The sequence below is a fragment of the Streptomyces sp. NPDC021749 genome (assembly GCF_040640655.1).
GTDB lineage: Bacteria > Actinomycetota > Actinomycetes > Streptomycetales > Streptomycetaceae > Streptomyces.
This window is the reverse complement of record NZ_JBFACE010000002.1, coordinates 318536-331388: the sequence shown is the minus strand read 5'-3', so window position 1 is coordinate 331388 and position 12853 is coordinate 318536. Positions and strand designations below refer to the sequence as shown.

The following is a 12853-nucleotide window of genomic DNA, read 5'->3' as shown; positions in this document are numbered from 1 at the left end:
GGTACGAACGCGCGCCGCCCTCCCCTGCCGCTCCGTGACCTCAGACTGGCCGTGGGCTTCTTCGCCGCCTGTCTGATTCTCTACGTCCTGGGCGGTTCCCGGGTCATGGGCGACATCCCCGTCTGGCAGGCCGTGCTGCCGGTCGTGGTGCTGTGCACCGCGAGCGCCTTCCGCAGCACCCTGCCGACGGCCGCGGTCTCGGTCGGCACCGTCACCGTCCTCGTGGAAATGACGTCGAGCGGCGGCCTCGGCCCGGTCCTGGTCTACACCGACCTGCTCTACGCCGCGGCGCTGTACGGCGCGCCCTGGCTGTGCCGGGTGCTGCAGTTCGGGACGGTCGCGGTCACCGTCGCCACCACCATCACCCTGATCGCCCTCAGCGACCGTTCCGAGGGCGTGACGACCGGCGTCATCGTCGCGATGCTGCTCATCTCCCCCGTATGGACCGGCATCCTGATACGCAACCACAAAGAGCGCGCCGACGCCGAGCGGGAGCGCGCCGCACAGATCAACCGGCTCGCGGAGCTCGACCGCAAGACCGTCCTGCAGACCGAACGCACCCGGATGGCCCGCGAACTGCACGACCTGGTGGCCAACCACCTCAGCGCCATCGCCATCCACTCCAGCGCGGTGCTCTCCCTGACCGAGGCCCGGCGGGCACCGAACGGCGAAGCCGGATCCGCCGGATCGTCCGGACCCGCCGGACCCGCCGGATCCGGCGATTCCGTGGCGGACGACCCGGTCCTACGGGCGCTGGCCGTCATCCGGGAGAACAGCGTGCAGGGGCTGGCCGAGATGCGCCGCATGGTGGTGCTGCTCCGCTCCGACCGGGGCGTCGACGACGACTGGGACCGGCCGCAGCTCAACGCCCTGGGCGCCCTGGTCGAACAGGCCCGCCCCGCCGCCGACGCCGCGGCACTGACCCTCCACACCGAATTCCCCGAGACCTTCCCCGAGGTCTCGTCGGTGATCGAGGTGACCGCGTACCGCATCGTCCAGGAGGCGCTGACCAACGTCCTCAAGCACGCCTCGTCGGGCCGGGTGCGGATCCGCTGCGAGGCCGGCGCCGAGCAGCTGACCATCTCGGTCGACAGCCCACTGGCCCGGCCCGACGCCCCGCCCGACGCCCGTACCCGGCAGCGCCCGGTGGCCCCGCTGACCAACGGCGCGGGCGCCGGGCTCACCGGGATGTCGGAACGGGCCGCCCTGGTCGGCGGCATCTTCGACGCGGGCCCCGACCGCACCGCCCCCGGACGCTGGCGGGTACGTGCGGTGCTCCCCCTCACCCAGAACACCTGACGAACCGGAACGGGGGCGATGACGAGAGACCGAGAGGCCCCACGGCCGAAAGGCGGACCCACATGAACGAGTCGGTTACGGCATTACAGGCATCGCGAGCACTGCAGGAGGACTTGGTGCGTGACACGGCGGCGGGCGGACGGACGGACGAGCCGGCGGAGCAAGCGTCCGAGCGGCCCCCGCACATCCGCGTCCTGGTGGCCGACGACCAGGCCGCCGTCCGGTCCGGGCTCGTCCTCGTCCTCCAGACCGACCCCGGCATCGTCGTCGTCGGCGAGGCCGGGGACGGCGAGGCGGCGGTCCGCCTGGCCGCCGAGCTACGCCCCGACGTCGTCCTCATGGACATCCAGATGCCCCTGCTCAACGGCGTCGCCGCGACCCGCCGGATCGTCGAACGGCAACTCGCCGAGGTCCTCGTCCTGACCACCTTCGACATCGACGAGTACATCTTCGGCGCCCTGCGTGCCGGCGCCGGCGGCTTCATCCTCAAGAACGCCGAACCGACCGTCCTGGTCGGCGCCGTGCGCGAGGTCGCCCACGGCGAGGGCTTCCTCACCCCCGCCATCGCCCGCCGCCTGATCACCGAATTCGCCCACCGCCCCCCATCGGCCCGCCCGCCCCTGCCGCACGGCACCCCCCAGGCCCTCGACACCCTCACCAAACGCGAACGCGAAGTCCTCGCCTGCATAGCCCGCGGCCTCCCCAACAGCGCCATCGCCGAATCCCTCAACCTCGCCGAGGGCACGGTGAAGACCCACACCAGCCGCATCCTCTCGAAGCTGAACCTCCGCAGCCGGGTGCAGGCGGCGATCCTGGCGCAACAACAGGGCATCTAGCCTCCGGCCCCCCGCCCGCGGCCGCCCCGCCGCGATCCGCCCCGCCGTTGCTCCCCCAGCCCGAAGGGCGGTGGGAGGGGCCCCAGCGGCGGGCGGGGCGTCTTCGGGTGCGGCGACAGCCCCCCGGACTCCGTCCTCCGGTCCGTCCCCTCCCGTGGGTGGGTGAAGAACGGTGGGTGGGGCTGGGGCGCGTCCTACCCGGCCCTCGCTCCCTGCTCGACCGGTTTCACCACCTCGGTACGCACCCTCACCCAGACGCGTTCGCCGGCCGTGGTGACCGTCAGCCCCATCTCGGCATCGGCCGGACGCCCCCGGTCGTCCCACTCCTGCCAGGCAGACTCCACGTCCCTCCACAGACTGCGGCCCCCGAACTCGGTGACGGTGCCCTCGGCATCCGCAATCGCTCCCGAGCCCCGCCCGTCCTGCACCCACACCCTCAGCTGGGCGCCCTCCCGCCCTTCGACGAGGGTGACGCCGGGCAGGCGGGCGCCCGCGTACAGCGCGAACCCGGGCGTGAGCGTCTCCTGCGGCGGTACCTGTGTGGTGCGCGAGCGAGGTGCTGACGTGTCGGGAGCGATGCCGCCGGTGCCCCGGTGCGAGCGCATCGGCATGTAGGTGGCCGTCCCCGCGAACGGGCCGGACGCCGTCCCGTCGTCGTCCCGAGTGAGGCGCACCAGAGCCCCGCACCAGAAGTCCCCCACCCAGGGCGCCACCAGCACCCCGCCCGGCCGCAGCTGGGTCACGAGCTCGTACGGAACCCGTCGCACGGCACAGGTGACGATGATCCGGTCGTACGGCGCCCCCGCCCGCCAGCCGTGCTCACCCTCACCGACGACGAGTCGCGGCCGGTGCCGGCGGCCGACAGATACCGCTCCGCCTGCACCGACAGAGAGGCGTCGATCTCCACGCTCGTCACGTACCGATCGCCCAGCCAGCCCGACAGCAGTGCCGCGACGTACCCGGTGGCGGTACCGATCTCCAACACGTTCTGGCCGTCGTGCACGTCGAGCAGCCCCAGCATCCGCGCGACCATGGACGGCATGCTGTTGGACGAGGTGGCGACGCCGGGGCCGTCCTCCCTCCCGTCGTCCACCTGCGTGATCACGGGTTCGTCAGCGGCGACCAGGGCGGCCCGTTCTCCGGGTTCGGTGAGCGGCCGGCACCGGTCAGGGTCCTGCCGCCAGATCCGCTCGGGCAGGTATGCCGCACGGGGGGTGCGCTCCCACACAGCCCGCCACTCCGGGGTCAACAGGCCGCGCTCATCCAGAGCCCGGACGAGCGCGGCATGCCCCTGTTGAGGGTCGGTCATCGGCTCACGCCGCCTTGGGGCGGTCGCCGTGCCCGAGCGTGCTGCCGCAGCCGCAGCGCGTGGAAGCAGTCATCGGCTCCCTGGTGCTGATCGAGCCGGCGTAACGACAAGGGCACGCGGATCTCGCCCGTGTCGCCGGTGCTTGACGTGGAAGCTCCCCGACGGGGTGAGGCGTGCCAGCCGCTCACAGATGCCATCCCGAACCCTCCGGTGCGTTGTGCTGACGGCCCGCAACCGTAAGAGCTGGCAGAGGAGTTGAGAGGGACACTTCGTCCCCCTGAGGCAGAACGCCCCTAGGCTGTGGCGACGCCCACCGCCTCGGCCAACCGGGCAGCCTCATCTCGGAATGCCCGCGGTGACTTCCGCCAGAGATCAGCGGCCACGGCCCGCGCCGACGGCGTGTAAGCCACGGTCTCGCTGCTGATCTCCTGCGCCTTACCCATCACGTGCAGGGCGGCCGTCCGGTCGCCCCGTTGAAGGTGTCCACGGGCCACCTCAACCCAGAGCCGGGCCCGCCGCTCCGTCGACGGCATGACGTCGGGATCAATGTCGTCGGCCAACGTCAGTGCCTGGCCCGACTTCTTGAGATCCGTGGCCACGGAAACCCCGTGGAACTCAACGTTGGCGCGACCGAAAACCGTGCTTGGGTGCACGTACGAAGCCGGCAAAGACTTCGCGACCTGGTCGCCAGCGTCCCAATAGTGCCAAGCATCCCCGTCCCGGCCCTCCCGGGCTGCGGTCACCGCGGCGTGCAGTTGTAGCGCACCGTAGATCCCTCGCCAGTCGTCGGGTGCGTCATCGAGATGGGGGCGAATGAGGGCAGCGGCCTCGGTCACGACCCGCAAGGATTCATCCGGATACGCGGTCTCCCTCAAGATGTTGCCCATGTTCCAGGCTGCCGCCGCAATCGCGTCCGGGGCATCTGCCTGTTGGGCCGCGGTCAGGGCCCGGTCGGCCACCACCCAGGCCAGCTCCGCCGGAGCGACATAGGCAGTGGCCTGGCCTGTGAGCCGGTACACGTCCGACAGCACAACGAGCGCGCGCCGTCGCGCCGGGCCGTCCAGGCTCTGTGTGGCAGCCTCCGCCCGCCGGATCAACCCGGGGAGCAGGCCGCCCACTTCGGTGCGCTGACGCTTCGACTCGTGCCAGAGGCGCCAGGTCTGGTCGACCTCCCCTTGCAGCATCGCAACGTCGCTCGGCTCAGCGTCGGTGTGGGCAGCAAGGCTCTTCCCCGTCACGGCTGCCCAGATGGCGGGCATGGCCGGGTGCGACAACCGGCCCAACGGTACGGGCTGGCTCACTTCGGTCGAGCTGCCGGTGATCGCGGAAAGATCCGATACCTGCAGGGCGGCAGCGAGCCGGAGCAACAACGTGTGCGAACGCAGTTCACGTTCACCGTTCTCGATCTTCTTGAGCCAGTCTTGGCCGCGCCCGCACAGTCCGGCAAGGACCGGTCGGGTCATGCCGCGGGACTCTCGGAGGAGCCGGATACGCTCACCGACGGCAAGGCCGGTGGGCAGGGCGTCAGGGTGGGTCATACTGAAACTCCGTTCTGACCTAGGCACTTAGAACGGTACGCCCGGCAGGGCCGCGCGCGTAGTGCGAACGGTCCTCGCTCACCTGACAGGGCCTCCGTGGAAGGCGGGCCCTCCGCCCACGAACCGTGAAGAGCCGGGCGGTCGCGTGTGGCGGGATGGCTCGCATGACGCGCCCGGTTCTGTACTTGTTCGTTTCCGCAGCACCACCCGTCCACGAGTTTTCCCCGACATGGTGCGACGCGCGCTCGGCGAGGGATACGACGTCTGCGTGGGATTGACCCCCACCGCGGCCCGCTGGCTCGCCGATGCCCATTCCGCGTTGGAGGACCTGACAGACCGGCCCGTACGGTCCACGTACAAGAACCCCGGCGAGCCCGACGTAGGGCCGCCGGCCGACGTCATCCTGTTCGCCCCGGCCACGTTCAACTCGGTGAATCAGTGGGCGCTCGGGCTTACCGGCCACTTCGTCGTCGGGGTGGTGGCCGAGGGCATCGGCAAACGGATCCCCTCCCCCTGGGACGCGGCCTTCAGCGAGGTCTCGGGGATGGTCGGCAGCCAGCCGTAATCTGCCCGCGGTTATCCGTCCTGGCCCGGGCCGGATTCCGCGCGTGCCAGGGGCGTCGTGGCCCAGCCCCGTTCCAGCAGGGCGAACAGGTCGCTGATGGCGCGGGCCGGGTCGTCCGTGGTGCGGGCGAGGCTCGGGATCTCCAGGGCGAAGCGGGCCAGGGCGGTGAGGGCGAGGTCGTCCGGGGGCAGGCCGGTGGCGTCGGCGAGCGTGGCGGCCAGGGCCTTCTCGTGGCGGGACCACATGCGGCGGGCGTAGTCCCGCAACGCGGGGGTGGCTTCGACGAGGGCGAACATGGGGTCGTCGGCGGGCACGGCCGTACGGGTCCGCATCAGGTGGTCGCGCAGGGCGTGCAGGACCGGCTGGCCGGGGGCCCGGTCGCGAACGGCGGCGATCAGGGCGCTCTCGATGTCCGCGTCCAGGTCGAAGACCAGGGCTTCCTTGCTGGGGAAGTGCTTGAAGAGCGTGCTCAGCGAGACGTCGGCCGCCTCCGCCACTTCGCGGACGCCGACGTTGTCGAAGCCGCGCTCGGTGAACAGCCGCATCGCGGCATCCGCCAGCGCCTGCCTGGTCCGGGCCTTCTTGCGCTCGCGGCGTCCGGTCGTCGTCTCGGCCATGGGCCCACCCTACCCCACTTGAGGGAACTCGATCGGAATGGCGATCGGGTAGAAAGTCGAATCAGTTGTACTTTCGTAGTCGCTTGTGCTTCCGTGAGGGGGCACCCCTTCGGCCCTTCGAACGGAGCGTGACGCTCATGTCCACCACCCCTCGTATCGCGGTCATCGGCGCCGGCCCCGGCGGCCTCGTCTGCGCCAGCGTCCTGCAGCAACACGGCGTGCCGGTCACGGTCTTCGAGCGGGAGAGCGACCCCCACTCCCGCTCGCAGGGCGGCACCCTCGACATCCACGAGGACACCGGTCAGGTCGCCCTGCGGGCAGCCGGACTGTTCGACCGGTTCCTCGCGCTGTCCCGGCCCGAAGGCCAGCAGTGGCGGCTGTACGACCGACACGCGACCCTGATACGTCACGACCGGGCCGGCCAGGGCGATCTGAGCCGGCCCGAGATCGACCGCGGCCAACTGCGCACCCTCCTGTTGGACTCCCTCGCCCCCGGCACGGTCCGCTGGGGCCACGGCGCCAAGGCCGTCACCCCGCTGCCCGACGGCACGGCCCTCCTGCACCAACAGGACGGCCGCGTCGAGGAGTTCGACCTGGTCATCGGCGCCGACGGGGCCTGGTCCCGGGTACGCCCCGCGCTCTCCGACGCCGTACCGACCTACGCCGGGGTCTCGATGGTGGAGATCCACTTCGACGACGTCGACCGCCGTCATCCCGGCATCGCCCGCCTGGTCGGCGCCGGGACCATGTCCGCCAAGGCGGGCCGCCGCAGCCTGGTGCTGCAGCGCAACAGCAACGGGCACGTCCGCGGCTACGCCTTCTTCCGCGGGCCCCAGGACTGGCACGCCGGTCTCGACCTGGCCGACACCGAAGCCGTACGCGCCCGCCTCCTCGCCCAGTACGAGGGCTGGGACGAGGGGCTGCTGGACATCCTGCGCGACAACGAGGGCGGCTTCATCAACCGCCCGATGGTCGTCCTTCCCGTCCCCCACACGTGGCGGCGCGTCCCCGGCATCACCCTGCTCGGCGACGCCGCCCATCTGATGCCGCCGGTCGGCGTCGGCGCCAACCTCGCCCTGCTCGACGGCGCCGAGCTCGCCCAGGCCGTGATCGGCCACTCCACCCTCGGCGAGGCCCTCGACGCCTACGAAAGCGTCATGCTGCCGCGCGCCGCCGAGAACGCGAAGACCGCCCAGCAGATGCTCACCAGCCTCATGCCGGACACCGACTCCGACGTCGCCGCCTTCCCCGACGCCCAGTGGCCGGCGCACGCGAGGTAGTCACCCCACGCACAAGGGGAGCACCGGCGAGGCACCACCGCGGCGTTGCCGCCGCGGACGTACGAAGGTCAGTCCGCCGCCAGCAACCGCCGCGCGATCCCGTCGTTCTGACGGAAGAAGACCGCGTCCGTCCCCGGGCGGGGGAACTGGGCCGGGCCGACGATGACGCGGTCGTGGTGGACGGCGCCGTGGGCGTCGACGGGGTGCAGGTCGGGGCCGGACAGGCGCAGTTCGCCGGCCGGGGTGCCGTCCTCCGCCCGGGCCTCGGTGAGTTCGCCGCGGGCGAGGAGGGCACGGAGCAGGGGGTCCGCGAGGCGGTCGGGGGCGGGGGCCGACAACCGGGCGTCCAGGAGGATGGCGGCCTCGTGGACGGCGCCGGGCACGGCGGGGCTGGTGGCGCGGAAGACGGGACCGGTCGACGGGTCCGATGTCGCGGACTCCACTGTCTCCACCCGCATCTCCGGGCCCACGAACACCACCACCCCCGCCTCGGCCAGTGCGAGCAGTTGCTCGGCGCGCAGGGGCGGGGGGCCGGAGCTCAGGTACGTGCCGAGGGAGAAGCGGGTGAGGGCGTCCGTCAGCTGGGCACCGGTCAGATCGCCGGAGCGCCACAGGTCCTCGATGACCGCGCCGGTGCGCTGGAGGCCGTCCACCAGGGCGGTGGTGACGGCCCGGGCCGGGCCGGTGCGACGGTGGTGGACCTCGGCGAGGTGCGCACGCAGCCAGCTTTGGAGGCCGTCCGCGTCGGCGAAGCGGCGGCCGGCGAGCGGGGCGGCCAGGCGGTCGAGGTCGAGGCGGTCGGCGGGGTCCGGGACGGCCTCGCGGGCGAGCTTGGCGAGCCGGTCGGCGTCGGTGAGCAGGAGCGCGTACTGGGCGTCGAAGTCGTCCCACGTCATACGGGTGCGGGCGGGCTGTTCGGCGAAGAGCGCGCGGTAGTGGCGCCAGCCCAGCTCGGCCAGGACCAGCGGCCAGACGTCACGCCCGAAGGTGGCGCCGGGGCGGGCCAGCCGGGTGCGGCAGGCCTCGGCGGTGGCGAAGCGGAGGGCGGCGGCCGGCGGTGACGCGGCCGGTGACGCGGCGGAGTACGTCGGCTTCGGCGGGAGGGGGACGCCGCGGCGGGACCCCGCGTACAGGCGGGGTTCGCGGCCAGAGGGCAGGTAGCGCAGACGGCCGTCCCGGGTGCGGTCGAAGCGGCCGCCGCGGCCCTCCGTCAGCAGGGCCAGGCAGTCGATGAAGACCAGGCCCAGACCGCGGACGACGACCGGCGCGCCGGGTGGGACGGCCTCCAGCGCGGCGGGGTCGGCGGGGCCCGGGCCGATGCGGGTCAGGCCGGCCGGTGCGGGCTCGGCCAGAACGTCCGGATGCCCTTGCGCCAGGACCACCCGGTCGGCGAGGAACGGGGGTTCGGCGGAGTCGAGGACCACCTGTTGGCGGGGGGCCGGTGCCGCACTGCCCGCGGACGTCCGGCGCAGGTCGACGGCGCGCGCCCGGTGGACGTACAGGCGGACCGAGGGCGGTCGTCCGGCCGTCACCGTCTCGAAGAAGTGGCGCAGGTAGCGGCCCTGGTCGCGGCGGGCCGCGTAGCCGCCGTCGTGCAGCGGGCCGGTCAGCCAGTCGGCGGTGGTGGGGCCGGGGCGCGGCGGGCCGGCGCAGGAGACGCTCGCGTCGGGGTAGAGGGTGACCTGCTCGGCGGCGGAGTTCATCCACAGCAGGCCGGGCTGGTCGGTGCGCCAGGTGCGGCCGGCGCCCGGCGGGTACGGGTCGACGAGGTGCAGGTCCAAGGGCCGGTCGCCGTACAGGGCGGGGACGTTGGCGAGGATCCGCTCGACGAGGGAGGTGCCGCGGGGGCCGCAGCCGATGATGCAGAGGGAGCGGGCCGCCGGTCCCGTACGGTCGTTCAACTCGGCTCTCCCCCCGAGGAGTTGGGCTACGCGGAAAAGGGAACCCGGTGGCCCCGCGCCGGGAGCACGGGACCACCGGGTACCGGGTCAGCAGCCGGTGCTGACGGTGGAGCCGAGCGCCTGGGCCTCACGCTCGCCCGGCACCTCCAGGCCCTGAAGATCCATGATGGTCATTTACGACACCTCCCTTCCGTTGTCCGTTCCGGATGCGTACAGTGCGTAGGACGACACCGAACTCGGTGTCAGCAGCCGCCGCTGACGGTGGAGCCGAGCGCCTGAGCGTCACGCTCGCCCGGCACCTCCAGACCCTGAAGATCCATGACCGACATGTGAACCTCCCTCCGGGGGGTGAGCAGGAACGGTGGACAGCGGTACTGACGTGTCAGGTGCCCTCGCGGGACACCTGGACCCGACGGGCCGTGCAATGACGGTGCACGGCCCGTCGGCGTCATTCAGCAGCCGGTGCTGACGGTGGAGCCGAGCGCCTGGGCCTCACGCTCGCCCGGCACCTCCAGACCCTGAAGATCCATGATGGTCATTTACGACACCTCCCTTCCGTTGTCCGCAGTGCCCGCCGACCCGGTCGGGACGGTGGGGGTCGTGGCGCCGTGGGCACCACGGGCGCGCTCCGGGACGGCCGGTGAACCGGCCGCGGCGGACCGCGGGTCGGGGAGGAACGGCAGCAGCGGGGTGCCCCGTTCGGCGGCGGAGAGCGCCAGCAGTACGCCGGCCCCGCCGGTGGCCACGTCCATGGAGATCCGGGCCCGGCCGTCACAGGGGAAGACCGTTGCGCCGTTCAGCGTCATGGCGTGGTGGTGGAGGTTGGTCAGATGGCGGCGCAGGTACCGCTCGGCGGTCTCCGGTGGCCAGGGGGCCTGCGCGCGCAGGGTGGCGAGGGTGCCGATGAGACCGGCGCGGCCGCCCCACAGTCCCGACTCGATGACGAAGTCGGAGGAGCAGGCCCGGAGCAGACCCGGCAGCGCCTCGCGGAGGCGGGCGTCGTCGCGGTGCCGGAGGAGTTCGGCCGCCACGAGGGCGATGCCCGCGCTGCCGTTGTCGAGGTAGGGCAGCAGCCGGAACCCCTCGTCGACCTGGAGGGTGTCCTGCGGTCCGGGGCTGCAGCGGTCGAGGTCGCGGTGGACGGCGCGGACCGCCTCGTCGAGCAGGCCGGGGTCGCCGGTGGCCAGGTGGGCGCGGAGCAGGAAGAGCGCGGGGCCCGACCAGCCGTACATCAGGCCGGCGGCGTGGCTGGAGCCGCGCCGGCGCTTGCGCTCGACGGGTTCGGTGCGGGCCGTGGCGAGCCGCGCGGTGACGCGGTCGGCGAGGCCGAGGGCCTGCTGCCGCAGGGCGTCGTCGGCCAGCGCGTCGGCGAAGTGCAGGAGGTTCAGGCCGACGCCGGACAGGCCGCGGTAGAGGCTCGGGCAGCGGCGTTCGGAGAGCCGGTCGGCGGCCCGGTCGAGGGCCTTGAGGGCGCCTTCGTCGTCGCCCAACTCCCGTAGGACGTAGGCGATTCCGTGCAGCCCGTCGTAGAAGCCGGTGCGTTCGGCGGGGACCCGGTCGACGGCGGCGCGCAGCCAGGCCGTGCCCTCCTCGTCGCGTTCCCCCAGGGCGGTGTGGCAGGCCCACAGGACGCCGGCGGCGCCGTGTCCGAAGCCCGCGCCGCCCTCGGCGAACTGCGCGAAGTCGCCGGGGTGGAGCCGGTCGGTGCGGTGCGGGGTGGCGCTGTCGCGCAGGCCGCGGCCGATCGAGGCCAGGATGTCGGAGGGTGGGAAGGTCTCCGGGACGCTGCGCAGCGGCGACGTGGTGTTGTCGTTCGGGGCGAGCTGGGGCGCGAGCCGGGACACCAGGTGGCCGGGGAGGCCGAACCGGCGGGTCGCGGTGTCGAGCAGCGCCGACGCCTTGTCGGGGGCCAGCCCGCCGAGCGCGGCCAGCGGCAGGAACATCCACAGGGCGATCGCGGCGAGTGCGTAGTGGTCGCCGTCCGCGCCGGTGGCGTCGGCCCGGTGGAAGCCGGGGGCGCCGAGGCTGCTGGGGGTGGCCAGGTCGATCGCGTCGGCCACCTCGAAGTCCAGGAGGACGGGGACGTCGCCGGGCTGGATGATGAAGTTGCCGGGGTGCAGGTCGCCGATGCGTATGCCGCGGTCGTGCACGGAGGCGATCAGCTTCTCGATCCGGCCGAACAGGGCGAGGGCGCGGTCCCGGTGGGCGGCCACCGCCGACTCGTCGGGTTCGGGCACGGTCAGCGGGTAGACCCCGGCGAGCCAGGACTGGAAGTCCTGTCCCTCGATGTCCTCCAGGACGAGGAAGAGGTGCTCGCCGGCCTGGAAGGTGCCGAAGGTGCGGGGGATGCCGGGCAGTCCGGCCAGCTGGGTCAGGATCCGGTGCTCGTGGGCGAGCCGGGCGACCGCGTCCCGGCCGACGCCGTCGGTGCCGGAGTACGGCCGGCCCTCCTTGAGGACGACGCTGCGCTGTCCGGCGCCGAGGGCCTGTTCGGTGGCCGGTTCGGCGCGGTACACGCCGCCGCCGTGCGAGAAGTGCAGCGCGCCGGTGATCCGGTACGGGAAGTCGTCCACGGCCTGCCGGGCGGCCAGCGAGTCCTTGAGGACGTCGGGGAGGGCGACCCAGTCGGGGGTGTGGAAGACCGGGGTGCGGCGGTCCGGTTCGAGCGTCCCGTCGGGGCGCCGGAAGGCCGTGACCAGCTCGCCGTCGGCGTCCTCCATGTAGTGGGTGCGGAATCCGCCGTAGCGGACGTACAGCGGGCCCTGACGGAAGCGCAGGTCGGTCAGGACGTACGGGCCGGGGCGGCCGCCGACCAGCGCGTCCAGCCCTTCGAGGGTGCGGGCCAGTTCGGCGTCGTCGGCGGGGTAGACGGTCAGCAGCTTGCCGGCGGAGGAGCGCTGGGCGTACTTGCGGCTCAGGGCACGCAGGACGTTGGCGCTCTTGAGGTACTTGAAGGCGATGCCGTGCCGGGTGCAGTAGCCGGCGACGTCGGCGAGGGTGCGCGGGGCGTCGTCGGGGGCCGCGCTGACGTGGATCTTCCAGCCCTGGTCGGGCAGCCGGTCCTCGGGCGGGCGGCAGAAGGTCCAGGCCTCGTTGTCGTCGCGGGTCCAGCCGTCGGGCAGCGGCGGGGCGGGGAAGCGGGTGGCCTCCAGGTCCCAGTTGCCGGGCCAGTCGAAGAAGGTACGGTCGGCCAGGGCGAAGCTCTCGGCGCCGTCTCTCATGCGGCACCCCGCTCGGCCGGCCCGATCGTGCTCGGGGGTGCGGCGTCCTGCTCCAGGTAGGGCGTGAGCGCGGTGCGGTCGGCGGTGGCGAGGTGCTCGGCGAGGACCGCACGGGCCTGCACCTTGTCGTCCTCGGACACGAAGTCCTCCAGCCCGACGGCCAGTACGCGGTTGTCCTCGCTGGGCTTGAGCGAGGCGTAGTGCTCGTCGCGCAGCAGGCCCCACACGATCGCGTCGTGGTACTCGCCGTCGAGGTAGCAGTGGTCCCGCAGGATGCCCTCGACCAC

The 12853-nt window shown here is 72.8% G+C and carries 11 protein-coding genes and 1 pseudogene; 4 read left to right on the top strand and 8 right to left on the bottom strand.

Features of this window, described 5'->3' with window-relative positions; all coding sequences use genetic code 11:
- The first annotated feature begins 51 nt into the window (after nucleotides 1-51).
- Both AB0G35_RS03325 and AB0G35_RS03320 read left to right on the top strand, forming a co-directional pair.
- On the top strand, nucleotides 52-1299 hold the full coding sequence (locus tag AB0G35_RS03325) for a histidine kinase (RefSeq protein ID WP_360942857.1): 1248 nt from the start codon (nucleotides 52-54) through the stop codon (nucleotides 1297-1299).
- Between the two features lie 185 nt (nucleotides 1300-1484).
- Nucleotides 1485-2135, top strand: coding sequence for a response regulator transcription factor (locus tag AB0G35_RS03320; protein WP_360943098.1), 651 nt, complete (start codon nucleotides 1485-1487; stop codon nucleotides 2133-2135).
- Nucleotides 2136-2329: 194 nt separating this feature from the next.
- Here the strand turns inward: AB0G35_RS03320 and AB0G35_RS03315 are convergent.
- Both AB0G35_RS03315 and AB0G35_RS03310 read right to left on the bottom strand, forming a co-directional pair.
- A pseudogene (locus tag AB0G35_RS03315) lies at nucleotides 2330-3156 on the bottom strand (methyltransferase).
- 581 nt (nucleotides 3157-3737) lie between these two features.
- Complete coding sequence (locus AB0G35_RS03310; RefSeq protein WP_360942854.1) at nucleotides 3738-4982, bottom strand: helix-turn-helix transcriptional regulator; 1245 nt, start codon at nucleotides 4980-4982, stop codon at nucleotides 3738-3740.
- A gap of 229 nt (nucleotides 4983-5211) precedes the next feature.
- Here AB0G35_RS03310 and AB0G35_RS03305 point away from each other — a divergent pair, with 229 nt between their 5' ends.
- Complete coding sequence (locus AB0G35_RS03305; RefSeq protein WP_360942851.1) at nucleotides 5212-5547, top strand: hypothetical protein; 336 nt, start codon at nucleotides 5212-5214, stop codon at nucleotides 5545-5547.
- Nucleotides 5548-5558: 11 nt separating this feature from the next.
- On the opposite strand, the gene AB0G35_RS03300 is transcribed toward AB0G35_RS03305, so the two are convergent.
- Nucleotides 5559-6164, bottom strand: coding sequence for a helix-turn-helix domain-containing protein (locus AB0G35_RS03300; RefSeq protein ID WP_360942848.1), 606 nt, complete (start codon nucleotides 6162-6164; stop codon nucleotides 5559-5561).
- A gap of 137 nt (nucleotides 6165-6301) precedes the next feature.
- On the opposite strand from AB0G35_RS03300, the gene AB0G35_RS03295 reads away from it, so the two are divergent.
- Nucleotides 6302-7444 (top strand): NAD(P)/FAD-dependent oxidoreductase, encoded by a 1143-nt coding sequence (locus AB0G35_RS03295; protein ID WP_360942845.1) that lies wholly within the window; start codon nucleotides 6302-6304, stop codon nucleotides 7442-7444.
- 68 nt (nucleotides 7445-7512) lie between these two features.
- Here the strand turns inward: AB0G35_RS03295 and AB0G35_RS03290 are convergent, their stop codons facing one another.
- From AB0G35_RS03290 to AB0G35_RS03270, 5 genes are all read right to left on the bottom strand, one after another.
- Nucleotides 7513-9345 (bottom strand): FAD/NAD(P)-binding protein, encoded by a 1833-nt coding sequence (locus AB0G35_RS03290; RefSeq protein WP_360942842.1) that lies wholly within the window; start codon nucleotides 9343-9345, stop codon nucleotides 7513-7515.
- 87 nt (nucleotides 9346-9432) lie between these two features.
- Nucleotides 9433-9510, bottom strand: coding sequence for a class III lanthipeptide (locus AB0G35_RS03285; RefSeq protein ID WP_355782455.1), 78 nt, complete (start codon nucleotides 9508-9510; stop codon nucleotides 9433-9435).
- Between the two features lie 287 nt (nucleotides 9511-9797).
- Nucleotides 9798-9875, bottom strand: a complete 78-nt coding sequence (locus tag AB0G35_RS03280; RefSeq protein ID WP_355782455.1) for a class III lanthipeptide — start codon at nucleotides 9873-9875, stop codon at nucleotides 9798-9800.
- Between the two features lie 9 nt (nucleotides 9876-9884).
- Nucleotides 9885-12566 carry a class III lanthionine synthetase LanKC gene (gene lanKC / locus AB0G35_RS03275; protein WP_360942839.1) on the bottom strand — a complete coding sequence of 894 codons (2682 nt, stop codon included), beginning with the start codon at nucleotides 12564-12566 and terminating at the stop codon, nucleotides 9885-9887.
- Nucleotides 12563-12853, bottom strand: coding sequence for a hypothetical protein (locus AB0G35_RS03270; protein WP_360942836.1), 291 nt, complete (start codon nucleotides 12851-12853; stop codon nucleotides 12563-12565). Before AB0G35_RS03270 ends, lanKC begins: the two co-directional genes overlap by 4 nt.

What these genes read in the sequence shown, in the direction of transcription:
- AB0G35_RS03310 (WP_360942854.1), bottom strand. Translation starts at nt 4,982, where the DNA reads ATGACCCACCCTGACGCCCTGCCCACCGGCCTTGCCGTCGGTGAGCGT.
- AB0G35_RS03305 (WP_360942851.1), top strand. Translation starts at nt 5,212, where the DNA reads ATGGTGCGACGCGCGCTCGGCGAGGGATACGACGTCTGCGTGGGATTG.
- AB0G35_RS03300 (WP_360942848.1), bottom strand. Translation starts at nt 6,164, where the DNA reads ATGGCCGAGACGACGACCGGACGCCGCGAGCGCAAGAAGGCCCGGACC.
- AB0G35_RS03295 (WP_360942845.1), top strand. Translation starts at nt 6,302, where the DNA reads ATGTCCACCACCCCTCGTATCGCGGTCATCGGCGCCGGCCCCGGCGGC.
- AB0G35_RS03285 (WP_355782455.1), bottom strand. Translation starts at nt 9,510, where the DNA reads ATGGATCTTCAGGGCCTGGAGGTGCCGGGCGAGCGTGAGGCCCAGGCG.
- AB0G35_RS03280 (WP_355782455.1), bottom strand. Translation starts at nt 9,875, where the DNA reads ATGGATCTTCAGGGTCTGGAGGTGCCGGGCGAGCGTGAGGCCCAGGCG.
- lanKC (WP_360942839.1), bottom strand. Translation starts at nt 12,566, where the DNA reads ATGAGAGACGGCGCCGAGAGCTTCGCCCTGGCCGACCGTACCTTCTTC.